This is a genomic window from Flavobacterium sp. RSP49 (assembly GCF_003968735.1).
GTDB lineage: Bacteria > Bacteroidota > Bacteroidia > Flavobacteriales > Flavobacteriaceae > Flavobacterium.
The window spans coordinates 1-26,626 of the sequence record NZ_RYDN01000035.1; the positions used below are offsets into that span (position 1 = coordinate 1).

Consider the following 26,626-nt stretch of genomic DNA (forward strand, 5'->3'; position numbering starts at 1 on the left):
GCAAAAACGTTTTTGCAAGTGTTTAATTAAATATTTTTATCTAATAATCTGTATCGGTTATTCAGGACAAGACAAACGAATACTATTTTTTTGTTACAGCATCATAATTTTCTTCTATTTTTTTCCAATTAATTACATTAAAAAAAGCATCAATATAATTTTTTCTTCGGTATTGGTAGTCTAAATAATAAGCGTGTTCCCATACATCTAAAGCTAATATTGGAGTTCCGGGAACAACTGCATTACGCATTAAGGGATTCTCCTGATTAGGTGTGCTGGTTACTTGTAATTTTCCGGATTTATCTAGAATCAACCATGCCCAACCGGAGCCAAATTGTTTTGTCGCTTCAACTTTGAACGCTGTGATAAAGTTTTCAAATGAACCAAAATCTCTGGTAATTGCTTCAGCCAATGCATTTGATGGTTGACCTCCCCCTTTTGGCGTCATGCATTTCCAATACAAAGAATGATTGTAAAAACCTCCTGCATTGTTGCGAAGTGTGGGGTCATTTGGATCTAATTTACTTAATACTTCCTCAATTGTCAGATTTTCAAGTGGAGTTCCTAAAATAGCCTTGTTCAAATTGTTAGTATAAGTCAAATAATGTTTGGAATAATGGATTTCTAAAGTAGTAGCTGATATGTTTGGAGCTAATGCATTATACCCGTACGGAAGTTTTTCCAGTTGAAAAGAACCTTCGTTAGCCTTTACGTCCTCCGGAATTCCGGTTAATACTTTCTCTTCGGTCGTAGGTAAGGGAACTTCAACGACTTCGGTAAATTTTTTTTTATTACATGAAATTATGCCAATCAGTAGCAGTATAACTGGAATTAAAAAATATAACTTTTTCATAATAATACTATTTTTTTAACAAAGAATAAATAGTTTCAATGTACTGTTCTTTGGCCTCATCTGGGGTAAGGTGGCTGATTTGCATCCATGCATTGGTTTTAAAAGCATCTCTCAAATGGTAAGTAGAAGTTTGTTTTAGATCTAAAGTTCCAAAAGTAGCTTGTTTGTAAAAGGCATAAAGTCGCAATTGAACATCTTGCGGTAAAGATGCCTGTGTCATCGATGAAGCTATTTTTACAGCTTCCAGAAATTGTAGCTCTAATTCTTTTTCATTCATTATCTTTTGGTAGCAATAATAGTTTTACCTCCAATTGCCTTTTGATTCAATTCAACATTCACTTCTGTTCCTAATGGTAAAAAGAGATCTACTCGTGAGCCAAATTTGATAAAACCGGCATCAGTTCCCTGAATAACCTGCATTCCTTCTTCAGCGTAATTTACGATTCTTCGCGCTAAGGCTCCGGCAATTTGACGATATAGTACTTCACCAAAGGTTTTATTTTCGATGACAATCGTAGTTCTTTCGTTTTCCTCGCTTGCTTTTGGGTGCCATGCTACTAAAAATTTGCCAGGATGGTATTTGCTGAATTTTACAATTCCGCTCAATCCATAGCGGGTGACATGCACATTAATAGGCGACATGAAGATGGATATTTGCAAACGTTTGTCTTTGAAATACTCGCTTTCATACACTTCTTCAATAACCACAACTTTACCGTCTACTGGCGCAAGAATTTGGTTTTCAGTGATGATTACGGTTTTTTTTGGATTTCTGAAAAATTGCAATATGATGATCAAAAGTAACAGCGCTGCTATTTGTATGGCCATTTTGAGCCAGATAGTGTCTATGAAATTATCAGACAATAAGAGCACAACGGCAGTGAAAATAGTGCCTAATAAAATAGATTGGGTTCCTTCTTTATGAAACATAGTTTAAAATTTGATAAAATAAAAATATAATTGGTGCTACAAATATAACACTATCTAGTCGATCTAGGATGCCTCCGTGACCAGGCATTATTTTTCCGCTGTCTTTGACACCGGCAATTCGTTTGAATTTAGATTCAATTAAGTCTCCTATAGTACCTGCAATTCCAACAATAACAGCTATTGAAGTCCAGATTAGTATGGATCGTTCACTAAATTCAGGGTTGGCTTTTATGTAGTACTTCGAGATCAAATAACCTGCTAAAATAGCAAAAATGATTCCGCCTAAGAACCCTTCAATTGTTTTTTTGGGCGATATTTTTTCAAATAATTTGGTTCGGCCTATTGATTTCCCAACAATATAAGCAAAGGTATCATTAGTCCATATTAAGATGAATAATCCAATTATAATTTTGGGATTATAGTCATTTATTCCAAATGAAATTTTAGTAATAAATACAAAAGGCAAAATGATGTAACCTAGTAAATACAAGTATTTTGATGAAGTGCTTATTTTTTGAATGTTATCATAAAATAGGAAAAGGATACATTTTATAGATACAACTAACGCTATAACCAGTAAAACAAGATCTAGTTGCTGTATGTTTATTGAAATTTCTAAATTAGAATTAAATAGCTGATTGAGGGTATCCGTAATGATTTTATTATAATGGCTTACTAAAGTAACACCTGTATACAAGGTTGCACCAAAAAGAACCGGTAAAATTTTATGTATTTGAATTAAATGACAAAATTCATAAATGGCAATAAGTAGAAAAATACCAAAAAGAATAAAAAAGCTTTCAGTAGAGTATAAAATAGAAGCAAGTAATAATAGGATATAAACAGCTCCCGATATACCTCGTTTTAGAGTTTCATTCATCTTACAGATCTTCTAAAAGCAATAAATAAAGATTTTTTGCAGAACTTCCGTATTGCGTGAAGTCTTCTTCTTTGGCTTTTTCGAAATATTTTATAGTAGTAATATTAGTAGGATAGTCCCTTTCATATTTCTTTTTTATAGCGCTAAGTCCATCGCTTTTGGCTTCAAGAATTTGACTTGTATTTGCTAAAATTATAATGTTTGTAGGTAATTCGTTTGGTTTGTCTTGCTTAATTTGTTTTGAAGAAAACAATATAGATCCTTCGTCAGAAATTAAATTTTCACAACTGGCCAGTAAAAATGAAGGATTCTTTGGTTTAGAGAAACTTAATTTATTATCCTCAAGCATACTATAAAGTTCTGGTTCATAGCATAAAACTTCACTTTCGAACCAGTCATTCTCTTCAAGAATATTTTCAAAGTGTTCTTTTACTTCCTCTGCATTTTCACAGTATAAAAACTTACCTCCATTTTTTTTAAAATTACTGATAAATTTTTCATCTATAGAGATCGTGCTATCAGCATTTGTTTTACTAAATTCACTTTCTTTATCTTCCTCAGAAGCCGGATTAATTGAACCAAAAATTTTTCTAAAAAGACTCATATCGCTGTCAACTGCTTTAATTTATTACTTGAAAACGTTCAAAGATAAAAAAATCTTAATTCAAAAGTAGTTTTTGAATTAAGATTTTAAAAATAATTAAATATTTAGATGTTTCTAAGACACTACTTCTTCAAGATTTTTATCAAATGTTCTTTTTCCGAATATAGCTTCTAAATCATCTTTAAAAATAACTTCTTTTTCGATCAAAATATTTGCAAGCTGATTCAGTTTGTCTTTGTTATCCTCTAAAATTTGAATGGCTCTTTGGTATTGGCCTTCGATTAGTAATGATATTTCTTCATCAATAACTTTAGCCGTTTCTTCAGAATACGGTTTAGATAAATTATATTCGCTTTGGCCAGTTGAATCATAATAGGTAACATTTCCTATTTTTTCATTCAAACCATAAACCGTTACCATGGCACGAGCTTGTTTGGTTACTTTTTCTAAATCACTTAGCGCTCCTGTCGAAATTCTATTGAAAGTTACTTTTTCAGCAGCTCTTCCACCCATAGTAGCGCACATTTCGTCAAGCATTTGGTCAGGACGTACAATTAAACGTTCTTCCGGCAAATACCAAGCGGCACCTAGGCTTTGTCCTCTTGGAACAATTGTTACTTTTATTAGTGGTGCTGCGTGCTCAAGCATCCAACTCACTGTAGCATGACCTGCTTCATGAATAGCGATTGCTCTTTTTTCATCAGGTGTTACAATTTTATTTTTCTTTTCCAGACCTCCTACAATTCGATCAACTGCATCAAGGAAATCTTGTTTGTCAACTGCTGTTTTGTTATGCCTAGCTGCAATCAAAGCGGCTTCATTGCACACATTAGCAATGTCTGCACCTGAAAATCCTGGAGTTTGTTTGGCTAAGAAGTCAGTGTCTAGTCCTTCCACTTTTTTCAATGGCTGTAGGTGTACTTTGAATATTTCTGCACGTTCGCGAATATCGGGTAAGTCAACAAAAATTTGTCTGTCAAAACGTCCGGCACGCATTAAAGCTTTATCTAATACATCTGCTCTGTTTGTAGCGGCTAGAACTATTACATTTGAATTTGTTCCAAAACCATCCATCTCTGTCAGTAATTGGTTTAATGTATTTTCACGTTCGTCATTTCCTCCGGACATGTTGCTTTTTCCTCTGGCTCTACCTACGGCATCAATTTCATCAATGAAAATGATTGCAGGAGATTTTTCTTTGGCTTGTTTGAACAAATCACGCACACGTGATGCGCCCACACCTACAAACATTTCTACAAAATCAGAACCGGATAAAGAGAAGAACGGTACTTGAGCTTCACCAGCTACAGCTTTAGCCAATAATGTTTTACCGGTGCCTGGAGGTCCTACGAGTAAAGCTCCTTTTGGTATTTTTCCTCCCAAGTTAGTGTATTTTTCAGGATTTTTCAAAAATTCAACAATTTCTTGAATCTCTTCTTTCGCTCCTTCTAAACCAGCAACATCTTTGAAAGTAGTTTTAATATCTGTTTTTTCGTCAAATAGTTTTGCTTTGGATTTTCCAATATTAAAAATTTGGCCACCACCACCGCCGGCTCCACCAGACATTTTTCTCATTATAAAAATCCAAACGGCTATAATAATTATAATTGGCAATAAACTGATTAGAATATCTGACCAATTACTTTTTGCCAAGAAATTAAAATCGTTTAATTTACCTTTAGCAACTGCTTCTTCCAGTTTTTTTTGAAATATTTGATCGTTACCAATGTTAAAAACGTAATGTGGTCCTTTGTTAGGTCTGTCAAAAACATCTTTCGAAACTTTCTTGTGTGCTGCATCTTTCATTGCTGCCGCATTCAGAAAAACTTCAGCTTCGGTTTTGTTATTTACAACAACTTTATCGATCTGACCTTTCTCTAAGTAGTCGTTAAACTTAGACGAGGTTAATTGTCCAGGTTCATTAAGACTGGAGCCATTAGTTATAAAACTTATAAATAAGAAAATTAATAATATTGCAGCATAAATTAGCCAAGGGCTTACTTTAAACTTATTCGGATTTGGATTATTTTCTTTAGCCATTACTACGGATTATGTGTCTTTAGTATTTGTTTTCTATGGTTGTTATTTTAGCATCGCCCCATAAACTTTCGATGTTGTAGTACTCTCTAATATGTTTTTGAAATACATGAACCACTATATTCACATAATCCATTAATACCCATTCTGCATTATCAGTTCCCTCAACATGCCAAGGCTTGTCTTTTAATTCTTTTGAAACGGTTTTTTGGATGGAGTTGACTATAGCATTAACCTGAGTGTTTGAATTTCCATTACAGATTACAAAATAGTCGCAAACTGCAGTGTCTATTTCTCTTAAATCAAGGATAGTGATATCATTCCCTTTTACCTCTTCTATCCCTTTAATGATGTTCGCTAATAGAACGTCATTATTTATAGTCTTTTTCGCCATGAATTATTTTTAATATAAGTTTGTAAAGTTACCATTTTTTGTGATTATTTTTGAACCTTAACACAATATTAAATTATGTTTCACAAAAAAACGTATATTAAGGTAATCAAACTCGATGCCATAGATTCTACAAACGAATTCCTTAAAGGGTTATCGAACAAACAAGAGCTCGAAAACTTTACTGTTGTTACCGCTGAGAGTCAAACAAAAGGAAAAGGACAAATGGGAGCTGTTTGGGTTTCTGAACCAAGTAAAAACTTAATAATGAGTATTTTGGTCAAGGATTTTTTAGCAGATATTTGTCAGATTTTCAGCTTAAATATTTTGGTTTCACTTGCCGTAATTGAAGTTTTACAATCGCTTAAGATTCCTGATCTTAGTATCAAATGGCCGAACGACATTATGTCATATAATAAAAAAATAGGTGGGATTTTGATAGAGAATAGCATCAAAAGCGACGGAACAATTGTTTCTGTTGTAGGTTTGGGACTCAATGTAAATCAAACTAATTTCGAAAATTTAGCAAAAGCTTCCTCTTTGGCCGTGATTTGTGCAACTGAATTTGATAAAGAAGTACTTCTTTCCTCAATTGTTACATCCTTAGAAAAAAATAAAGCATTATGGAATCAGCAATCCAGTATTTCTTGGAATAAATACACAAGTATATTATACAAAAAAGGAATTCCCATGGCCTTTTCAGCTCAAAATAACAGTAACTTTATGGGAATTATTCAGGGCGTTTCGGTAGCGGGAAAACTTCTGGTTCTTCTGGAAGATGATCGTGTCGCTGAATTTGACATCAAAGAAATTCAAATGTTGTATTAAATGCTAAAATTCATAAATAAATTTTCTCTTAAATAAAACCGCATCAGTGCATTATTGTACAGCAGTTCGTGTTTAGATTGGATTAATCCAGTCTGAGAAGTATTAAGTAAGTCAAAAGTTTAAACTTCATAAAGTCAAAAGTAGCACTATTGTAAACAGTAGTTTTAAATCAATCTGTTGCGTCATTTTGTCTAATTTTAAAACCGTACATATACAATGGTTATTACTTAGTTAAGATTGTTGTCAATTTTATTGAATAATTTTTTATAATATTTTTGAGAAATATTTTTTTAGTAAATATTATAAATGGTTTTAATTGCGCTTATGCTGTAATCCTTACTCTTTAATGGGGATCGGTAATTGGCATAGGAGTTGGTATTTGTCTTTGGTTAAGGATAACATAAATTCAAAACACACAAGTAATGTATTAATAATCAGTAATTTAATCATAAATAATGGTTAATTTTTTTTTATGAATATCCGTTACTAATATCAATGCGTTTTATTTTGTCATTTCGACGGAGGAGAAATCACATCAGTTGCTCTCGTTATGTGATTTCTCCCGTTGGTCGAAATGACAACAGAGCTGAATTTCATTTGTAAAATTTAGTTTGGTACAAGTAACGGACAACCATATATTTTTTTACCCACGACGAACCAACAAACTTGATAAAATGACAATTTCTTATTAAAAAAAAGTCTCTTAGTGTATACTGAAAGACTTTTAAAATATTATTATATTGTTACTATTTAAACAGTTTTTACAATTTATTCATATTGGTTGCTAAAGTTTCTATAAATTTTCCAATTGGTCCTTTTATCATCATGGCCATCATAGGGTTAAATTCTCCTTCAAAATCAAGTTTTACAGCACTGGATTGCTCTGTTATAGCCTCAATATTTGCTATAAGAGTAAATGGAAGTTTGTCACTTGCAGCTCCCAAAATAATTTTTACAGGCGCTACTTTTTCTTTCATTTTAAGTTTGATTTCAGGCATGCCTTTTAATCCAAAAATAAATGCATCATCACCAATAGCCTCAAATTTAGCAATGTTTTCAGGCATTAGTTTTTCAAAATTTTTTACATCGCTTAATAAATCAAATAATTCTTGAGCGGATTTGGGTACAGTAACTTTTGGACTTTCTAAGTTCATGTTTTGTAGGATTTTGTTTTTTGTTTTTTTAAACTTAAATGTTCCAGGTAGACGGATTTACATTCCATTCTCTTAAAGTTTGTTCTTCTTCTTCAGTAATGTATCTTTTGGCTACAGCCAAATTTAATAAATTTTGATAATTACTTAAAGTGTATAAATCTACATGTGCGCTCTTGAAATTAGTTTCAGCTACATCAAAACCATACGTAAATATCGCGGCCATGCCCTTGACATTGGCTCCTGCTTCGCGCAACGCTTCCACGGCAAGTAAACTACTGTTTCCGGTACTGATTAAATCTTCCACCACTATTACATTTTGCCCTTTTTGTAAAAAACCTTCGACTTGATTGAGTCTCCCGTGTTTTTTAGGTTCCGGACGCACATATACAAACGGGACTCCTAAACTTTCAGCAACCAGCATACCAATTCCTATTGCTCCAGTGGCTACACCGGCAATAACATCTGGTTTACCAAATTGTTTCTGAATATTCTTGGAAAATTCATCCCGAACATAATTTCGTACCGCTGGAAATGAGAGGATTAATCGGTTGTCACAATAAATAGGCGATTTCCATCCAGAAGCCCATGTAAAAGGATTTCTTGGATTCAATTTAATTGCATTTATTTGCAAAAGAAATTCGGCTGTTTTTTCGGCTGTATGTTTATTAAAAATCATAGTACAAATGTATAAAGTTTTTGTTAACGACAAACCACTTTTTTTAACAAATCACATCTCCAAGGAGACCGATTTTCAATTATTTTTGCTGGAAAGCATTGATATAGAGCAACTTATAGTAAAAATATTTCAAAATAAAATTAATAAAGCCTATTTATACCATCCGGATGAAAGCTTGATTATGAAGACTTTGAAAGCAAAAATCCCGGTTACTAAAGCAGGAGGTGGCTTGGTGTACAATAAAAAAGGAGAAGTTTTGTTCATTTTTAGAAATGGAAAGTGGGATTTGCCCAAAGGAGGAATCGAAAAAGGAGAGGAAATTGAAAATACCGCCAAGCGTGAAGTAGAGGAGGAAACCGGAGTCAATGGCTTGACAATTTCCCATAAACTTCAAAAAACGTATCATGTTTTTAGACGCAACGGCAAGTACAAACTAAAAATCACACATTGGTTCGAAATGCAATCTGATTTTGAAGGAACACCTCATGGACAATTAGAAGAAGGAATTGATAAAGTAGCTTGGATGAATCCGGAGCAAATTGAGGAAGCTTTGAAAAATTCTTATGAAAATATAAAATTATTATTTGAAGAAGAAAAGCACTTGAGATAGTACTTCATTTTGTCTAAAGATAAGCTGATTGAACAGTTTTGAACTGATTTTTAAATTGGCATAGTAAGTTAAACACTAATTTTACTAATTTCCACGAATTAATCTGTTGGAATTCGTGAAATTTGTGTGTAATAAACATTTTAACGAGCGTTTTTTTATTTTAAAACACGATACACAGGATAGCGTAAATGTGCCTTTTCATAATAAACGGAATGTTTGTAGATCCAGTCCAGTTGCGCTTCCGGATTTTTGATAAAGGTAACGTCACTTTGTCTTTTTAAATCAAATTCGGCTTTTAATTTTGGATTATCTTTTAAAATTTTTATTGCAGAATCTTCAAAAACATAACCAGAATAGCCTTCTTTTTGTTGCAACATGGTATCGAAAAAATTCCAATTGAAAAAAGAATCGACGGCCTCTGGTTCTAATGTTTCCAGTATGTATTTGATTCCTTTTTGCTGTGTAGGAATTACGTAATCTCCTTTGGCAAAAGTCACTTTCTCCATTTTTGATGTTACCGAAGTGTTTCGGTGTAAATAATGCCCTTCGTATGCGGAACTTGCCGTTTTGAAATCCGCAATTCTATAGCTTTCAACTTCAATTATAGTATCCTTTTTTAATTGGCGATAGGTGATTGTATTGCTCTTTAATAATTCAATTACAGGCCAAAATCCTCTCGGAATTATATATGCCTCTGGTATTACTATCTCTTTTACCGATTTAAATTCCTTACTGTAGGGAATGTCTTTTTTGTACGGTTTTGTTTGGTCATAAAACAAACGGTTTCCGGAGGTGACGTCGCTTTTTTTGTAACTGGCTTCATAGCCTAAAAACGAAAAAGGAATCGTTTTTGTACTGTCAATTTCCCATTTTATCGTGTACGATTGTTGTGGTTTATACTGCTCTTCATTTTTTAATCGCAGTTGTTTGATTTTTTTGTAATTAGCATCTGTAAAATCAATTACGGAACGCATGTATTCATACGTCACTTTCACGCGATCGGCATATTTTTTAAGCATGTGTGTTTCCACCACAAAACCAATGGTATTAAACAATGAAGTATAACCGGTTGCGAATCTTGGGCTTTCAAAAAATTGACCAAAACCTTTGTCCGGTGTGTCCTGAAAAGCATTTACATAGGGCGTAGTTTCGATATTCTTTTTTTGTAAATCCTTAACTAAAGCAGGCATCATTTCAGTATTTAAAAAATCACCTAAAACAGTTCCTAATTTATTATGTTGGGTCATAATATACGTTAGTTTGTATTGGTAATCCGCGCCATTGCTGACGTGATTGTCAATAAAAACATCTGCATTTACTTTATGGAATATTTCTACAAAGCTTTTCGTGTTATGGGTGTCTGATTTGATAAAATCTCGATTCAAATCGTAGTTTCTGGCATTACCACGAAAACCATAGATTTCAGGTCCGTCCTGATTGGCTCTTGAAGTGGAGTTTCTGTTTAAAGCGCCGCCAATATTGTACACCGGAATACAAACGATAATGGTGTTTTTTGGCACTTTTATTTTGCCTAACGCTAAATCTCTAAATAGTTGCATAGAAGCGTCAATTCCGTCAGGTTCCCCTGCGTGAATGCCGTTATTGAGCAGAATTACCGCTTTGTTTTTTTGGATGACTCCAAAGTCAAATTGCTGTTCCGGATTAAAAATAACCATGTGCAGAGGCTCACCACTATCCGTTAAACCCATTTTTTGTATTTCGATAGTAGGGAAATCATTCGCCAGAAGTTTGAAGTACGCAATTGTTTCTTGGTAAGATGCCGATTGATTTCCATTACCTTTTTCGAAAAAAGTATCGTATTTATTGTTTTTTTGTGCAAAAGCACTGATGAAGAATAGTAAAAAAAGGAATGTGAAAAGTCTCATTTTTCGGTTTTTTAAATGGAATATCAAATGTAGCTTTTTTTAGACAGCTGTAGATATGAATGTAAGAAAAGGAAATACCCGATTGAAAAAAGAATGAAAATACAAAATTCATAACTGAGAATTAAAAATTACCTTTGTCCAAATAAAAAAAATGAATAAGAAACACCATTCCAACAATATACTTTTAAATTTAGGCATCGAAAGCTTGAACAAAATGCAGGAAGTAGCACAAGATGCAATCTTGAATGACAATAATATTTTATTACTTTCGCCAACAGGTTCCGGAAAAACTTTGGCTTTTTTGTTGCCGATCTTAGAAATGTTACAACCCGAAATTCAATCGGTTCAATGTTTAATTTTGGTTCCTTCACGCGAATTAGGATTGCAGATTGAGCAGGTTTGGAAAAAAATGGGAACCGATTATAAAGTAAATGTGTGCTATGGCGGACATTCCATCGATACCGAAATCAAAAACTTAAGTAATCCACCAGCTGTTTTAATAGGAACTCCGGGAAGAATCGCGGATCATATCGACAGAGGTACTTTCCGTGTGGATAAAATTCAAACCTTGATTTTGGATGAGTTTGATAAATCCTTGCAACTGGGTTTCCATGAACAAATGTCATTTATCATTGGAAAATTAACAAAACTGAACAAACGCGTTTTGGTTTCGGCCACTTCCGATATTGAAATTCCACGATATACAAGAGTCGTAAACCCGACTATTTTGGACTTTATTCCAGAAAACGTGGCCGAAACGAATCTTTCGATGAAAATGGTCGTTTCGAAAGAAAAAGATAAAATAGGAAGTTTATTCAACTTGATTTGTTCGTTGAAATCACAATCGGCAATTGTTTTTTGTAATCATCGTGATGCTGCAGAGCGTATCAGCGATACGTTGAACAAAAAAGGAATTTATGCCACGTATTATCATGGCGGAATGGATCAGGACGAAAGAGAACGCGCCTTAATCCAGTTTAGAAACGGAAGTGTAAGTTATCTAATCACAACTGACTTGGCTGCTCGTGGACTCGATATCCCTGAAATGAATCATGTTATTCATTATCATTTGCCATCTAAAGAAGACGAATTTACCCATAGAAACGGACGTACAGCACGTATGCTAGCTTCTGGTACGGCGTATATTATTGCTCATGAAAGTGAGAAAAAAATGGATTACATCGATTACGGAATGGAAGCTTTGAAAGTGGAGAATTCCACTTCATTGCCAAAACCACCTGAATTTCAAACGATTTACATCAGTGGCGGAAAGAAAAATAAATTGAATAAAATTGATATCGTAGGTTTCTTTTCCCAAAAAGGGAAATTAGAAAAAGACGATTTAGGTTTGATTGAAGTGAAAGATTTTATCTCATTTGCCGCGGTGAAATTCAATAAAGTGAAAGATTTACTTCACGCCATCAAAGACGAAAAAATGAAAGGCAAGAAATTCAAAATCGAAGTCGCTAGAAAAGTGATTAAGAAAGAAGAGGAGTAATTAGTGATCAGTAGTCAGCTTTTAGTGATCAGTTTAAAAGGTATTCAGTGGTCAGAAAATCAGTTATCTGTGAATTAATTGTACCAAAAAATCGTTAACAGTAATAATAACTGTTAACGATTTTTTATTATTAGCATGTTTTTTTACTGCTTACTAAAACGGACTACTCCATTTTTTAACTGATCACTGACCACTGTCAACTGACCACTATATTTTCTTCACGTATTGTGTAATAATGACAATAGTCTGACCGTCTACTTTACCCTCAATATATTCGGCATTTTCGTGATCTAATCGAATGTTACGCACTGCAGTTCCTTGTTTGGCCACCATGCTTGAACCTTTTACTTTCAAATCTTTGATTAAAACTACTGAATCGCCAATTTCAAGAATCACACCGTTGCTGTCACGGTGAATGACTTTGTTCTCCTCTTCTTCGCCTTCACCTGTTGCTTGTGCCCAAGCCAAAGTATCTTCGTCTAAATACATTTGGTCTAATAATTCTTGAGGCCATCCAGAACCACGCAAACGGCTTAACATTCTCCAAGCGACAACTTGTACGGCATTATGTTCACTCCACATGCTATCATTTAGACATCTCCAATGATTTAAATCTACGGTATCCGGATTTTCAATTTGGTCAATACAGGTGCTGCAAGCCATGATGCTTTCCTCAATTCCTCCTTTTTTTGTAGGTAATACTTGATACACTTTCAGGTTCTCAGTGGCGCCACAAAGTTCACATTTTGACCCGCTGCGTTTGCTTAATTCTCTTTCTATACTCATGTTTAACGGCTTTTATTTTTGGTAAAATTACGGATTATTGCCTCGTTTTACAAGTTGTATTGGGACTGTTTATTTGTCAAGTCGAGCGCAGTCGAGAGCTATCCATTAGTATCGACTGCGCTCGACGTGACAAAATCGCTTTTAAATTATTTGACTCTCACGGCAGCGGGAACCAGCATTTCATATTGCCCGTTGTTGCGAATTACATCTCGTACAATACTGGAGCTGATGTACGACGTTTTTGCAGCGGTCAATAAAAACACAGTTTCAATTTTTGATAAACGACGATTGGTGTGAGCGATGGCTTTTTCGAATTCGAAATCAGCAGGATTGCGCAGACCACGGAGTATAAAATGGGCATGCAGTTTTTTACAAAGTTCAGTGGTTAAACCTTCATAGGTAATCACGGAAATTTTTGGTTCGTTTTTGAAGGTTTCCTCAATGAATTGTTTTCTTTCTTCCAGGGAAAACATGTATTTTTTTTCGGCATTGATACCAATAGCAATAACAATTTCATCAAATAAGGAAATACTTCTTTTGATGATGTCTTCATGTCCTAAAGTGATGGGGTCAAATGAACCCGGGAATATTGCTTTTCTCATTTATTTTTTCTGTTTTGTCATTCTGACAACGGAGGAATGACATTTTTTGAATGTACTCCTTTGTTTAAATAACACGTTTGTTTAGTATTTAAGAATTAAGTGATTTATTACAGAGCCAGTTCTATTGCATTACTAAACAAATCCTCCAATGAAATTCCGGCAGCTTTGGCTTGTTGCGGAATCAAACTTTCCGTTGTTAATCCCGGAATAGTGTTCATTTCCAACATGTGTGGCTCTCCGTTTACCAATATAAATTCACTTCGGGAAAAACCTTTCATTTTCAGGACTTCATATGCACGTTTAGCAATTTTACTCACTTTTTGAGTCATTTCATCCGAGATTCTCGCTGGAGTGATTTCCTGTGATTTACCCAAATATTTGGCTTCATAATCGAAGAAATCATTGTCTGAAACAATTTCAGTTATCGGTAATACGGTTACTTTTCCTTTATAATTGATTACTCCTACAGAAACTTCGGTGCCATCCAAGAAGCTTTCTATGATAATTTCGTTGTCTTCTTTGTAAGCAACTTCTATTGCAATGGGCAATTCGGCAGCAGTTTTTACTTTGGAAATGCCAAAACTAGAACCGGCTTTGTTGGGTTTTACAAAACAAGGTAAACCTACTTTAGCTACAATTTCGTCCGTATTGATACGGTCACCTTTGTTTAAGTAATAGGAAGTGGCTGTTTTTATACCGTATGGTTTTAAAACTGATAATAAATCGCGTTTGTTGAACGTTAATGCTGCTTGGTAATAATCGCAGGAAGTTTGCGGAATATGCAATAATTCAAAATAGGCCTGCATTAATCCGTCTTCGCCTGGTGTTCCATGGATGGCGTTGAATACACAGTCAAAAGTAATTTTTTTACCATCAACAGTTACTGAAAAATCATTTTTATCGATAGTGAATTCGGCTTCCTCAGCATCAACATAAACCCATTTTTCTTTGAAAATATGGATTCGGAATCCGTTGTATTTTGTTTTGTCCAGAAATTGATATACAACGTTTCCGCTGATAAGAGAGATTTTATACTCGCTGGAATATCCGCCCATGATGATAGCAATGTTTTTCATTATATACATTTAATCGTTTAAACGTTCAATCGATTGACCGACTAAACGAATTCTAAACAAAATTATCATTTTTTTTGAAACGAAATAGCTTTATCTTTGCCAGATATAAAAATAAATTTATGAGTTTACGTAAGTATCTTACCAGCCGTGTTTTCTTTGTTCAAATACTAATTGCACTTGCCATTATTGTCGTTTTGGGTTATTTATTTATGCATTGGTTGACTTTTACAACAGATCATGGACATGAAATTACCGTGCCGGATTTGCGTAAGTTGACAGAAGAACAAGTCGAGGAAAAACTGAATGAGCTGGATTTAGATTATGTACTTTTAGACAGCGTAGATTATAGAAGCGATTTTCCGCAATTTAGTGTAGTTAAGCAAGATCCAACGCCCGGTACGAAAGTAAAAGTAGGACGAAAAATATATATTAAAATAAATACTTCGGGGTTTTCATCGGTTCGTATTCCGGATTTAGTCAATAAAACGTATCGCGAAGCAGTACCTACATTGAAAGCCTTAGGACTTGAGGAAGGAGAAATTACCTACGTTCCTAATCTTGGAAAAGACATGGTGCTGGAAATGCGTTTCAAAGGCAGAAACCTGAAAGCAGGGGACAGAGTCTTAAAATCCTCCAAAATCGACTTGGTTTTAGGAGACGGAAAAATGAGTTATGAAGAGACCAGTGCTGCAGATACACTGGCAACACCAATAGAAGAAATACCAGTTGATGAACAATAATAGTGATACAATAGATTTAGAAGACGAGTTATTTGAACATTTTAGATTTGAAGTTCCTAAAGGACAAACGTCTTTGCGGATTGATAAATATTTGATGAGTTTGATTCAAAATGCAACTCGCAATAAAATACAAATTGCGGCGACCGATGGCAATATTTTTGTAAACGATGCCACCGTAAAGTCGAATTACAAAGTGAAAGCCAATGATGTTGTTCGCGTTATGCTTTCGCATCCTCCTTATGAAAACCATATTATTCCGGAGAATATTCCGCTTGATATTGTGTATGAAGACGATACTTTGTTATTGATCAACAAATTGCCAGGAATGGTAGTGCATCCTGGTCATGGGAATTACACCGGAACTTTAGTACATGCTTTGGCGTATCATTTTGATAATTTGCCAATGAACAGCAGCGAACGTCCCGGATTAGTGCATCGAATTGACAAAGACACTTCTGGTTTATTAGTAATTGCTAAAACCGAAGCGGCTATGACACATCTTGCCAAACAATTTGAAGCTAAAACTTCCGAAAGAGAGTATGTGGCTTTGGTTTGGGGAAATGTAGTCGAAGAACAAGGAACGATTGAAGGAAACTTGGCACGTCACCTTAAAGACCGCATGCAGATGGCGGTTTTTGCTGATCCGGAAATAGGGAAGCCAGCCGTGACGCATTACAAAGTGTTGGAGCGTTTTGGTTATGTTACTTTAATTTCATGCCAACTGGAAACCGGGAGAACGCACCAAATTCGGGCACACTTGAAGCACATAGGACATCCTTTATTTAATGATGAGCGGTATGGCGGTCATTTGATTTTAAAAGGAACTACGTTTACGAAATACAAACAATTTATAGACAACTGTTTCAAAGCATTGCCAAGACAGGCTTTGCACGCCAAAACTTTAGGTTTTGTTCATCCTACAACCGGAGAGATGCTGCGTTTTGATACGGAACTTCCGCAGGATTTGCAGGACTGCATCGAGAAATGGAGAGGCTATTCAAAGTCGCATAGTACGGAGGAAGAGGAATAAAACAGGAAAAGCCCCAGATTGAACATGCCCCAAAAAGTTAGACACTATTTGGGGCATGTTCTGTTTCTAGTCTTAAAGCCTAGACTTAGAGTAACTTTCGACTTGTTTAGTTCTATAAATTTAAAAAATTAACCTGAAAAGATTGAGCAGAATAGCAGAAATACTTAACATAAAGTTTAGCAAAAACGTTTGGCTCTCGATTGTAGGTTGTAGAGTTTTTAACTGGTCCGTTTTGCGTGAAGGATGGAAGTGAAAATCCTTTTATGAAGCGCAGCACAGTAAAAGATTGTAGCGGAGAGCCTGACCTTATTGTGGTGCTAAAAAAAGTAATTTATACAATAGTTTTGCAACAAGGACACGCCCATAAAAAAATACGATAAAAAAAACCGACTTGTTTTCACAAATCGGTTTGTATTTTAATGAAGATTTTTGTTTAGACAAATAAGCCTTCGATGCTTAAATAATGTTCGCCAGTGTCGTAACAAAAGGTTAATATTTTAGCATTTTCTGGGATTTCTGGTAGTTTTTTTGCCACCGCAGCGAGAGATGCTCCAGAGGATATTCCTATGAACATGCCTTCTTCTTTTGCGGCTCTTTGGGTATAGGCAAATGCATCGTCTTTGCTTACTTGGATGGTTCCGTCCAGTAAATCAGTACGCAAGTTGGTAGGTATGAATCCTGCTCCAATTCCCTGAATAGGGTGGGGAGCCGGGGTGCCACCGCTGATAACGGGAGAAGCATCAGGTTCAACTGCATATACTTTAAGGTTTGGGAAATGTTTTTTCAATATTTCGGCACAACCCGTGATGTGCCCTCCGGTTCCTACGCCGGTGATCAAATAATCCAGACCGTCAGGGAATGCTTTTATAATTTCCTGCGCGGTGGCTGTTTTATGAATTTCGATGTTGGCGGGATTTTCAAACTGAAGTGGTGACCAGGCATTAGGTATTTCGGTAACTAATTCCTGTGCTTTTTCCAACGCGCCTTTCATCCCTTTTTCACGGGGCGTCAAGACAAATTCAGCACCATAAAGGCTCATGAGTCGGCGTCTTTCTATGGACATTGATTCAGGCATTACCAGTATTAATTTATAGCCTTTTACGGCCGCAACCATCGCGAGTCCAATTCCTGTATTTCCAGAAGTGGCTTCAATGATAGTACCTCCGGCTTTTAATAATCCTTTGGTTTCGGCATCTTCAATCATGGCAAGAGCGATCCTGTCCTTGATACTGGCACCGGGATTGGCACGTTCTAATTTGATCCATACATTGTGATTGGCACCAAATAAACGATTGATTCTTACATGTGGGGTGTTGCCTATTGTTTCGAGTATGTTATTGTATTTCATAATATTTATATAGAGAAAAAATTAATATCTTTTATTTCCAGCTGATTCAGAACCGTGTTTTTATTGGATTGCATAACAAAGGAATACGGATTCATACTCTTGGTGATAAACGTGTTTCCGCCTACAATACTGTGGTTTCCTATGATGGTGCTGCCGCCCAAAATAGTGGCATTTGCATAAATAATTACATAATCTTCTACGGTAGGATGGCGTTTTTTTTCCTGCATATTTTTCTCTACTTGCAATGCTCCCAAAGTGACTCCTTGATAAATGCTTACGTGTTTCCCTATGATTGTAGTCTCGCCAATGACAATTCCGGTACCGTGATCAATCATGAATGGAACATCAATTGTGGCACTGGGGTGAATGTCGATTCCGGTTTTGCTATGAGCATATTCGGTTAGAATTCGCGGCAGCAGACACGAGGTACGAGAAGCAATAGCGTTAGCAATACGATAAACTTCTATAGCAAAAAAACCGGGATAGGAATTGATAATTTCCTGAATGCAATCAGCAGCGGGATCCGTATCCAGAATAGCTTGTGCATCTTTTTGCATCGAATCATAAAGTTTTGGAAGCGCGCGATAAAAAGATTCGGCATCATCTAGAATTTCATTGGACGTTTTGTCTTTTACAATTTCCGATAGGATAGCAATAAAACAGGCTTTGTTTTGGTCCAAAAGCAATTCAATTTGGATCGTTTCTAAAACTTTCTCCGGAAATAATATTTTGAACAAATCATCAATCCAATTGATGATTTTAGAGGAATCGATGGCTCTTACCCAACTTTTATTTTGGTTTTCATGCAGTGTATTCGAAAAACGGTTGGTTTCAGTATTCATTTATAATGGAATAAAATCAGAATTAAACGAGTAAAAATCCTCGAAATACAAATATAAAGCAGAATTGAATAGATTCATAACCCTGCTTTGTAAATAAATGTTAATATGTTAAATTCCCACAAAATAATCGTTTGGTGTTGGAAATGATTTCATAAAAAAATCCGATTTGTAGGAACAAATCGGATTAATAAATCTGAAATAAAAAATTGTTAATTTACTAACTATAAGTGTATTACCTCGCCATACGCATCAGCAACCGCTTCCATAACCGCTTCACTCATGGTTGGGTGTGGGTGAATTGATTTTAAAATTTCGTGTCCTGTCGTTTCCAGTTTACGCGCTACAACTGCTTCAGCAATCATATCGGTAACTCCGGCTCCAATCATGTGACATCCTAACCATTCTCCGTATTTAGCATCAAAAATTACTTTTACAAAACCATCCGGTGTACCGGAAGCTTTTGCTTTTCCGGAAGCTGAAAATGGGAATTTACCAATTTTTAATTCGTATCCTTTTTCTTTAGCTTGTTTTTCAGTCAAACCTACAGAAGCAATTTCAGGAGTGGCATAGGTACAGCCCGGTACGTTTCCGTAATCGATAGGTTCCACGTGTAATCCTGCAATTTTCTCCACACAATTGATTCCTTCGGCAGAAGCTACGTGGGCTAGTGCTTGTCCTGACGTAACATCACCAATAGCGTAATAACCCGGAATGTTAGTTTGGTTGTAAGCATTTACCAAAATTTTATCTTTGTCAGTAGCGATTCCTACTTCTTCTAATCCTATGTTTTCAATGTTTGTTTTGATTCCAACAGCCGAAAGTAAAATCTCAGCTTCTAACACTTCTTCTCCTTTTGCTGTTTTTACATACGCTTTAACACCTGCTCCAGTGGTGTCAATTTTCTCAACAGAGGAGCTGGTCATAATTTTGACACCTGCTTTTTTCATAGAACGCTCCATTTGTTTCGAAATGTCTTCGTCTTCAACAGGAACTACATTAGGCATAAATTCTACAATAGTTACCTCGGTTCCCATAGAGTTGTAGAAATGTGCAAACTCTACTCCAATCGCTCCAGAACCAACGATAATCATTGATTTTGGTTGTGTTGGTAATGTCATTGCTTGACGATATCCTATTACTTTTATACCATCTTGAGGCAAGTTTGGCAATTCACGAGAACGTGCTCCAGTAGCGATAATGATATGATCTGCACTGTATTCAGTAATTTTATTGTCTTTGTCCGTAACATCAATTTTTTTTCCTGGTTTTAGTTTTCCAAAGCCATCAATCACATCGATTTTATTTTTTTTCATCAAGAATTGAACCCCTTTGCTCATTCCGTCAGCTACGCTGCGACTGCGTTGTACAACAGCAGGGAAGTCTTTATCAAATGATGAAATAGTCAATCCGTAATCAGAAGCGTGTTTTAGATAATCAAAAACCTGAGCTGATTTCAGCAACGCTTTCGTAGGGATACAGCCCCAATTCAAGCACACACCACCTAAATTTTCTTTTTCGATTACGGCTACTTTAAAGCCTAATTGTGATGCTCTAATAGCTGTAACATAACCACCTGGACCACTTCCTAAAACTATAATATCGTATTTCATTTTTATGTGTTTTTCTTATTTAATTGATTGGGCGAATTTAAGGATTTATTCTGTTTTGAGAAAGTTTCAAACTAATAAAGTAGCAAACTAACTAATTTTCAAGAAAACATCTTTGTTTTGAACAAATTGCAGAAGTGTAAATCGATCTTTGTTTTTGTAACTGCTATTCCTTTGCAGCAAAAACTAATTTGCTACCGAAAACTGAGAATCATACAAATTCTTGTAATACCCACTTTCGCGGTTGATTAATTCCTGATGCGTTCCTTGTTCTACAATCAATCCTTTGTCCATTACCACAATTTTATCAGCATTGACAATCGTGGCCAAACGGTGCGCAATCACAATCGAAGTTCTGCCTTTAGTAATGGTTTCTGTAGCACGCTGAATCAATTCTTCAGAGTAGGTGTCAATCGATGAAGTAGCTTCATCCAGAATCAAAATACTTGGATTACTAACATACGCTCTCAAGAAAGCAATTAATTGACGCTGACCGGAAGAAAGCATAACGCCGCGTTCCTTCACGTCAAAATCATAATTATCCGGTAAGCTCATGATGAATTCATGGACGCCAATATTTTTGGCTGCAGCCAAAACCTGTTCCCGATTAATTTCAAGATTATTCAAGGTGATGTTGTTGAAAATAGTATCGGCAAAAAGGAAAACATCCTGCAATACTACCGCAATTTGTTTACGTAAGGAACCTAAAGTGTAATTCTCAATATTGTGATTATCGATGTAAATAGAGCCACTGTTGATTTCGTAAAAACGATTCAGTAAGTTAATGATTGTAGATTTTCCGGCACCTGTAGACCCTACGATGGCAATCGTTTGACCGGCACTTACCTCCAGATCGATTCCTTTTATTACTTCTTCATCCGCAATATATCCAAAACGGACATTCTTGAATTCGATATCTCCTTTAAAAATTGGAGCTTCTATAATTCCGGTATCCTGAATTTGATCTTCGGTGTCTAAAATGTCAAAAACACGGTTTGCCGCAATCATTCCCAGTTGCATCTCGTTGAACTTATCAGCAATTTGGCGCAACGGATTAAACAACATTCCAATAAACATTGTATAGGAAAATAAATCTCCAAAAGTGGTGAAATTATCTCCGTTCAAGATCTTGATACCGCCATATAGTACAATAAAACCAAGGGTTAAGGACGAAATGATATCTGCAATAGGGAAAAATATGGAGTTATACAGAATGGTTTTTATCCACGCTTTTTTGTGCTTGTCATTTATATTTTTGAATTTGTTGTATTCAATTTTTTCACGATTAAAGAGTTGTACAATCTTCATTCCTGTCACACGTTCCTGAACAAACGAGTTCATGTTAGCGATTTGATTTCGTACTTCTTCAAAAGCGACTTGCATTTTACGCTGAAAAATTCGGGTAAAATAAACCAAAATGGGCATTGCAATAATTACGATCCAAGTCAGTTTCCAGTTCATGTAAAACATGAAAATCAGTACTACGAACATTTTCATCAAGTCACTGATAATCATAAACAAACCCTGACTAAAAATACGAGCAATGGATTCTATATCCGAAACCGAACGTGTCACGAGCTGTCCTACGGGAACGTGATCAAAATATTTCATTCGGAAACTCAAAATGTGTTGAAACAGTTTTGTCCGAATGTCTTTTACAATATCCTGACCGAGCCAGTTTGCCCAATACACAAAGTAAAACTGCGAGAATACCTCCAGCAATAGTACAATTCCCATCAGGATCACATACAATAATAATCCCTGTTGGTCTTGGGTCGAAATGTAACCATCTACAGTTTGTTTCAATAAATACGGGCGCAATGCCGCAAATACTGATAGCGAAACGGCAAAAATAATCACTCCGTTAAAACGCCATTGATAGGGTTTAGTAAATTTTAATATTCGTTTGAATAATCTAGTATCAAATGCTTTTGCTTTCATGTTTTTTGGAGCTGTTTCCTGCTATTCGTTGCAATCTTTTGTGTTTTTAAAGAAAAACATAAAAGGATTTTCACTACTATCAGGGCTATTGCGTAATGTAATCGTAATCTATTTTGGTTAAATACAAACCATGTGCCGGAACCGAAAAACCAGCTTTATCTCGGTTTTTACTTTCTATGATGGCAGTAAAATCAGCCAGTGTATTCTTGTGTAATCCTATATTTACTAATGTTCCCACAATGGAACGAACCATATTGCGTAAAAAACGGTTGGCACAAATGGTAAAAATCAAATTGCTGTTTTCTTGTTTGTCTGCGCCCTGTTCAGCTGTGCCTCGAGTCCAATATGCTTCAAAAATAGTGCAGTCAAAGGTATTTACATCTGTGTTGACTTTTGAAAAACATTGAAAATCAGTGTGATTGAATAATAGTTGCGCCGCTTCATTCATCAAATCAATATCTAATTTTTGATGGAAATACCAACTTTGTTCTTGCAAAAAAACATCTTTGAATGTATTGATGTGATATTCATAGGTTCTTTTAGTGGCATCAAAACGAGTGTGCGCTTCATCGTGAACCGGTATAATGTCATAAATAACAATGTCTTTGGGCAAGTAGGAGTTGAGTTTGTGCAGTAAACTTGGAATATCAATTGGTGTTTCAAAATCAAAATGGGCATACATTTCTTTGGCGTGAACCCCGGTATCCGTTCTACCGGCGCCCATAAGATTGATGGTTGTGTTCAATAACACCGAAAACGCTTTGTTCATCGTTTCCTGAACAGAGGCAGCATTGGGTTGGTATTGCCAGCCGTGATAATGGGTTCCGCTGTATGCTAATTTGATAAAATATCTCAAGTGAATTTTTTTGAAGCCACAAAGATACTTATTAATTTTTTTGCCACGAAGTTGCCAAGGTGCAAAGTTTGTTAAGTTTCGATTTGATTTTTTATTTGGAATTCGAATGTTTATTTTTACCACAAAATCGTAGCCCAGATTACTTCACTAAACTTTTATTTTCATAGGAGTTCAGTGAATGTAAACATTTGCAGCGGGAATCCTTTATTGTTTTTTCTTTAAAAACAATAAAGATTGAAACGGATAGCTGGAAATTGCTTCAGATTACTTCGTACCTAGTAATGACACTATAAATATGAAAAAAATACTTTTGCTTTCTGACACGCACAGTTATATTGATGATACCATTTTGAAATATGTTGCATTGGCTGACGAAGTATGGCATGCGGGTGATATTGGTGATTTGGTAGTGACTGATGCGATACAAAAGCTGAAACCGTTACGATGCGTGTATGGAAATATTGATGATGCAATGGCACGACTGGAATTCCCGTTACACAACCGTTTTATGTGTGAAGGCGTTGATGTTTGGATTACGCATATTGGCGGTTATCCGGGGAAATACAATCCCAATATTAAAGCTGAGTTGGAAGCCAATCCGCCAAAATTATTTATTTGTGGACATTCTCACATTCTAAAAGTCATATTCGATAAAAAACATAATTTATTACACATGAATCCTGGTGCGGCGGGAAAAAGTGGTTTTCATCACGTGCGAACGATGTTGCGTTTTGTGATTGAAGGAGATAAAATCAAAAATTTGGAAATTATTGAGATTGAAAAACGGGTCTAATTATTTTTTTTGATAGGTGATGGGTACTATTATTTTTATGGTTGTACCGAAACCTATTTTGGAGTTTATGACAATAGTTCCTTTAAGATTATTGATACGGGCTTTGATTTGGTTGATGCCAAAACCTTCAAGGATATGAAATTTACTAGAATCAAAACCTTGGCCATTATCCATAACATTGACATTCAGAAAATCATTATCTTCGTGAATGCTTAATTCTGAACGTGTTGCCTGACTATGTTTTATCGTATTGTTGAGGAGTTCCATAATTATGAAATAAATTTTAATTTCGAAATCTTCATCATAACGGGTTTTTCGATCTACGGAACTTGCGTATTCAAAGCACAGAATGGAATTGGAGTTTTTTTCACACAAATCGTCTAATGCATCAAATAATCCAAAACGGGCTAAAAGCGAAGGCATCAGTTCGTGGGATAAATCCCGTACTTGATCGTGTGCTTCTTCAAGAATAGCCTTAGTTTTTATAATTTCTTGTGCTGAATATTGATTTTGGGATGTGTACGCATGAAGATGTAGTCCTGCTGATGAAAGTAAAGCACTAATATTATCATGCAAAAAGGCCGCGATTTTTTTTCGTTCTAATTCTTGTCCGTCAATGGATGCGTTGATGATGTTTTCCTGAACTTTGCTTTGTAAGTCCTTTAATTTGTTTTTTTGTTTTAGTTGTGTGTTTTGAGAATAGAAGTAAAAAAGGATAAAAAACAGTAATAGAATTACAATTAGTACGATCACAATTTTTTTATTTCTGGATTGTTCTTGCAGTAAAAAAAGTTGTTTTGCTTTATATTCTGTTTCAATCTTGTCGATTTCTCTTTTGTACTCATCGATTGCCAGGTTGATGCCTGCGACATTCGCTTTATTGTGTTTTTCTTCGTTGTTTAGTTCCTCAGTAATTGTATTGTAACGAACTAAATTTTTATAGGCATTTTTATAATCATTGTTTTTCAATAAAAATTTAGAAAATTCTAGGTGAGAGTATGATAAATCAGATTTTTCAGTTCCTTTAATTCCTTTTTCAATTGCTTTTTGGAAAAAATAATGGGCTTTTTTAATGTTGTTTGTATGGCTATGATACATGCCGTTGAGCATATTTAAAGCTACAATTGTAGACTCGTCTCCATGTTTTTTGTGATGATTGTTGATGTAGTTTAAATAAGGGAGCCCTTCTTGATAGCGATCATTGTCGAAATAGGCCCACGTCAAATTGAGTTTTGTAAATATAATTTGTGCTGAATCTTTTGTTTTAGTGCTGTAATGCAGTGATTTTTTATAATAATAAATTCCTTTTTCATATTGTTTTTTATCAAAGCAATAGATATTTCCTAAATTATTGTTTAACCAATTTTTTAAAACATCATTATTAGTTTTATTCGCGTATTCCAGTCCTTTGTTGTAGTAGAAAAAAGCTTTGTCAGATTCTGATAATTGATCAAAATTAGCAGCAATGGTATTATAAGCTCCTGCTATCAGGTTGTTGTCCTTGATTTTGATTGCTTGGCTCAAAGCAAGTCTCGATTGTATTAAGGACTTTTCGTAATTACCTGCTTTCATTAGCTGGTTAGCTTCTTTTACTAATGTCAGGGCTTCCTTTTTTGAAGTTTCTTTCTTTTGAGCACTAACAAAACTACCAGTGAGGTTCAATAGTAAAATCAAGACTATAGCAATTTGTTTCTGAGACATAAATAATTGAATAGATTGGTTATTTCTGGTTTTTTAAATCCGCCTTATTTTTCAAATAAACAGGCTTTAAATCAGAGTTAAATTGGTTGGTTTTCTTTTTTTAATTAATAAAAAATAGTGTTTAAGTTTTACCCAAATTCATTCAGGATTTGATTAATTTATTTTTAAGGGCATATTTCACTAGACTAATAGAGTTTTTTGCGCTGAGTTTTTTCATTATGTTTTTGCGATGGGTCTCTACGGTATTAACACTAATAAACAATTGGTCACTGATTTCTTTGCCGCTATATTCTAATGAAATCAGGATTATGATTTCTAGTTCTCTTTCTGTTAAAAGTGAATTTGGACTAGGGACTTGTTTGTTTAGTTTCGGATTGTCTTTAGTTACGGTATTGAATATTTTTTCTCTTACGGATTTACTAAAATATTCTTCACCATTAATAACTGCTTGAATGGCTTCAACTATATTTTCTCCGGCACATTTCTTGGTTAAATAACTGCTGCAGCCTAACTTCATGACTTCTTTTATTATTCGTAAGTCATCATAACTGGACAAAATGATAACCTTACACGGAAACCCTTTTTTAGCAAATTCTTTGAGGACCTCAATGCCGTCTTTTTCCGGCATGTTAATGTCTAAAACAAGGATATCTGCTTTATTATTTGAGACTTCCTCATAAATATTAGTGCCGTTTAAGGAATAACCCACTACTTCAAATGTAGGGATTGTGTGTAATAAAGTTCTAATTCCATCAATAAGAATTTGATGGTCATCAGCAAGATGAATCCGTATTTTTTCTGCCATGTTGTAATTATCAGATCCAAATTTATAAAAAATATTCAGCTAAATTTTAAATTATAAGGTTTTTATTGGATTGCAGTGTCCCGTCCTGAAATAGCGATACACAAAAAGTATCCTAATGGAAAAACATGAAGAAACACGCTATGTGAAGCGGA

General features: G+C 35.1%; 26 protein-coding genes. 6 read left to right on the plus strand and 20 right to left on the minus strand.

From position 1 onward, the window contains the following. Positions 1-82: 82 nt before the first annotated feature. From EKM02_RS12970 to rsfS, 7 genes are all read right to left on the minus strand, one after another. Positions 83-853 carry a superoxide dismutase gene (locus EKM02_RS12970; protein ID WP_126455808.1) on the minus strand — a complete coding sequence of 257 codons (771 nt, stop codon included), beginning with the start codon at positions 851-853 and terminating at the stop codon, positions 83-85. 7 nt (positions 854-860) lie between these two features. Continuing rightward, positions 861-1,130: an acyl-CoA-binding protein gene (locus EKM02_RS12975; RefSeq protein WP_126455810.1), complete on the minus strand. Its 270-nt coding sequence runs from the start codon at positions 1,128-1,130 to the stop codon at positions 861-863. After that, a complete protein-coding gene (locus tag EKM02_RS12980; protein ID WP_126455812.1) occupies positions 1,130-1,783 on the minus strand; it encodes a phosphatidylserine decarboxylase family protein in 654 nt (217 codons plus the stop codon). Before EKM02_RS12980 ends, EKM02_RS12975 begins: the two co-directional genes overlap by 1 nt. Continuing rightward, on the minus strand, positions 1,773-2,663 hold the full coding sequence (locus EKM02_RS12985) for a phosphatidate cytidylyltransferase (RefSeq protein WP_126455814.1): 891 nt from the start codon (positions 2,661-2,663) through the stop codon (positions 1,773-1,775). Before EKM02_RS12985 ends, EKM02_RS12980 begins: the two co-directional genes overlap by 11 nt. Position 2,664: 1 nt before the next feature. Next, positions 2,665-3,267: a lactate utilization protein B/C gene (locus EKM02_RS12990; protein ID WP_126455816.1), complete on the minus strand. Its 603-nt coding sequence runs from the start codon at positions 3,265-3,267 to the stop codon at positions 2,665-2,667. Between the two features lie 114 nt (positions 3,268-3,381). Beyond that, on the minus strand, positions 3,382-5,307 hold the full coding sequence (ftsH, locus tag EKM02_RS12995) for an ATP-dependent zinc metalloprotease FtsH (RefSeq protein ID WP_126455818.1): 1,926 nt from the start codon (positions 5,305-5,307) through the stop codon (positions 3,382-3,384). 19 nt (positions 5,308-5,326) lie between these two features. Continuing rightward, positions 5,327-5,698, minus strand: a complete 372-nt coding sequence (rsfS, locus tag EKM02_RS13000; RefSeq protein ID WP_126455820.1) for a ribosome silencing factor — start codon at positions 5,696-5,698, stop codon at positions 5,327-5,329. Between the two features lie 96 nt (positions 5,699-5,794). On the opposite strand from rsfS, the gene EKM02_RS13005 reads away from it, so the two are divergent. After that, positions 5,795-6,523 (plus strand): biotin--[acetyl-CoA-carboxylase] ligase, encoded by a 729-nt coding sequence (locus EKM02_RS13005; RefSeq protein WP_126455855.1) that lies wholly within the window; start codon positions 5,795-5,797, stop codon positions 6,521-6,523. A gap of 761 nt (positions 6,524-7,284) precedes the next feature. On the opposite strand, the gene EKM02_RS13010 is transcribed toward EKM02_RS13005, so the two are convergent. Together EKM02_RS13010 and pyrE are read right to left on the minus strand one after the other, a co-directional pair. Beyond that, positions 7,285-7,677, minus strand: coding sequence for an SRPBCC family protein (locus tag EKM02_RS13010; RefSeq protein WP_126455822.1), 393 nt, complete (start codon positions 7,675-7,677; stop codon positions 7,285-7,287). 34 nt (positions 7,678-7,711) lie between these two features. Then, on the minus strand, positions 7,712-8,353 hold the full coding sequence (gene pyrE / locus EKM02_RS13015) for an orotate phosphoribosyltransferase (RefSeq protein ID WP_126455824.1): 642 nt from the start codon (positions 8,351-8,353) through the stop codon (positions 7,712-7,714). Positions 8,354-8,360: 7 nt separating this feature from the next. On the opposite strand from pyrE, the gene EKM02_RS13020 reads away from it, so the two are divergent. After that, positions 8,361-8,963, plus strand: a complete 603-nt coding sequence (locus EKM02_RS13020; RefSeq protein ID WP_126455826.1) for an NUDIX hydrolase — start codon at positions 8,361-8,363, stop codon at positions 8,961-8,963. A 155-nt stretch (positions 8,964-9,118) separates the two neighbouring features. Here EKM02_RS13020 and EKM02_RS13025 read toward each other — a convergent pair whose 3' ends face one another. After that, the gene (locus EKM02_RS13025) at positions 9,119-10,849 is read right to left on the minus strand and encodes a M14 family metallopeptidase (RefSeq protein ID WP_126455828.1); all 1,731 of its coding nucleotides are present in this window, start codon (positions 10,847-10,849) and stop codon (positions 9,119-9,121) included. Positions 10,850-11,000: 151 nt separating this feature from the next. Here EKM02_RS13025 and EKM02_RS13030 point away from each other — a divergent pair, with 151 nt between their 5' ends. After that, the gene (locus tag EKM02_RS13030; RefSeq protein ID WP_126455830.1) at positions 11,001-12,347 is read left to right on the plus strand and encodes a DEAD/DEAH box helicase; all 1,347 of its coding nucleotides are present in this window, start codon (positions 11,001-11,003) and stop codon (positions 12,345-12,347) included. Between the two features lie 207 nt (positions 12,348-12,554). On the opposite strand, the gene EKM02_RS13035 is transcribed toward EKM02_RS13030, so the two are convergent. The 3 genes from EKM02_RS13035 to EKM02_RS13045 all read right to left on the minus strand — a co-directional run bounded on the left by EKM02_RS13035 (position 12,555) and on the right by EKM02_RS13045 (position 14,811). After that, on the minus strand, positions 12,555-13,133 hold the full coding sequence (locus EKM02_RS13035; RefSeq protein WP_126455832.1) for a PhnA domain-containing protein: 579 nt from the start codon (positions 13,131-13,133) through the stop codon (positions 12,555-12,557). A 146-nt stretch (positions 13,134-13,279) separates the two neighbouring features. Continuing rightward, positions 13,280-13,735: a pantetheine-phosphate adenylyltransferase gene (gene coaD, locus EKM02_RS13040; protein WP_126455834.1), complete on the minus strand. Its 456-nt coding sequence runs from the start codon at positions 13,733-13,735 to the stop codon at positions 13,280-13,282. A gap of 107 nt (positions 13,736-13,842) precedes the next feature. Beyond that, a complete protein-coding gene (locus EKM02_RS13045; RefSeq protein ID WP_126455836.1) occupies positions 13,843-14,811 on the minus strand; it encodes a D-alanine--D-alanine ligase in 969 nt (322 codons plus the stop codon). A gap of 119 nt (positions 14,812-14,930) precedes the next feature. On the opposite strand from EKM02_RS13045, the gene EKM02_RS13050 reads away from it, so the two are divergent. Together EKM02_RS13050 and EKM02_RS13055 are read left to right on the plus strand one after the other, a co-directional pair. Further along, positions 14,931-15,551: a PASTA domain-containing protein gene (locus tag EKM02_RS13050; protein WP_126455838.1), complete on the plus strand. Its 621-nt coding sequence runs from the start codon at positions 14,931-14,933 to the stop codon at positions 15,549-15,551. After that, positions 15,541-16,581 carry an RluA family pseudouridine synthase gene (locus EKM02_RS13055; protein ID WP_126455839.1) on the plus strand — a complete coding sequence of 347 codons (1,041 nt, stop codon included), beginning with the start codon at positions 15,541-15,543 and terminating at the stop codon, positions 16,579-16,581. Before EKM02_RS13050 ends, EKM02_RS13055 begins: the two co-directional genes overlap by 11 nt. A 433-nt stretch (positions 16,582-17,014) precedes the next feature. Here EKM02_RS13055 and cysK read toward each other — a convergent pair whose 3' ends face one another. The 5 genes from cysK to truA all read right to left on the minus strand — a co-directional run bounded on the left by cysK (position 17,015) and on the right by truA (position 23,175). Further along, entirely contained in the window at positions 17,015-17,929 is a 915-nt protein-coding gene (cysK, locus tag EKM02_RS13060; RefSeq protein ID WP_126455841.1) for a cysteine synthase A, read from the minus strand. A gap of 5 nt (positions 17,930-17,934) precedes the next feature. After that, positions 17,935-18,771, minus strand: a complete 837-nt coding sequence (locus EKM02_RS13065) for a serine O-acetyltransferase (protein ID WP_126455843.1) — start codon at positions 18,769-18,771, stop codon at positions 17,935-17,937. A 221-nt stretch (positions 18,772-18,992) separates the two neighbouring features. Beyond that, a complete protein-coding gene (gene lpdA, locus EKM02_RS13070) occupies positions 18,993-20,381 on the minus strand; it encodes a dihydrolipoyl dehydrogenase (RefSeq protein ID WP_126455845.1) in 1,389 nt (462 codons plus the stop codon). A gap of 183 nt (positions 20,382-20,564) precedes the next feature. Beyond that, the gene (locus tag EKM02_RS13075; protein ID WP_126455847.1) at positions 20,565-22,319 is read right to left on the minus strand and encodes an ABC transporter ATP-binding protein; all 1,755 of its coding nucleotides are present in this window, start codon (positions 22,317-22,319) and stop codon (positions 20,565-20,567) included. A gap of 85 nt (positions 22,320-22,404) precedes the next feature. Next, positions 22,405-23,175: a tRNA pseudouridine(38-40) synthase TruA gene (gene truA / locus EKM02_RS13080; RefSeq protein ID WP_126455848.1), complete on the minus strand. Its 771-nt coding sequence runs from the start codon at positions 23,173-23,175 to the stop codon at positions 22,405-22,407. A gap of 295 nt (positions 23,176-23,470) precedes the next feature. On the opposite strand from truA, the gene EKM02_RS13085 reads away from it, so the two are divergent. After that, positions 23,471-23,968 (plus strand): metallophosphoesterase family protein, encoded by a 498-nt coding sequence (locus EKM02_RS13085; RefSeq protein ID WP_126455850.1) that lies wholly within the window; start codon positions 23,471-23,473, stop codon positions 23,966-23,968. Here the strand turns inward: EKM02_RS13085 and EKM02_RS13090 are convergent, their stop codons facing one another. Then, the gene (locus EKM02_RS13090) at positions 23,969-25,669 is read right to left on the minus strand and encodes a tetratricopeptide repeat-containing sensor histidine kinase (RefSeq protein ID WP_126455852.1); all 1,701 of its coding nucleotides are present in this window, start codon (positions 25,667-25,669) and stop codon (positions 23,969-23,971) included. It lies immediately after the preceding gene. Between the two features lie 142 nt (positions 25,670-25,811). Continuing rightward, positions 25,812-26,474, minus strand: coding sequence for a response regulator (locus EKM02_RS13095; protein ID WP_126455853.1), 663 nt, complete (start codon positions 26,472-26,474; stop codon positions 25,812-25,814). Between the last annotated feature and the right edge of the window lie 152 nt (positions 26,475-26,626).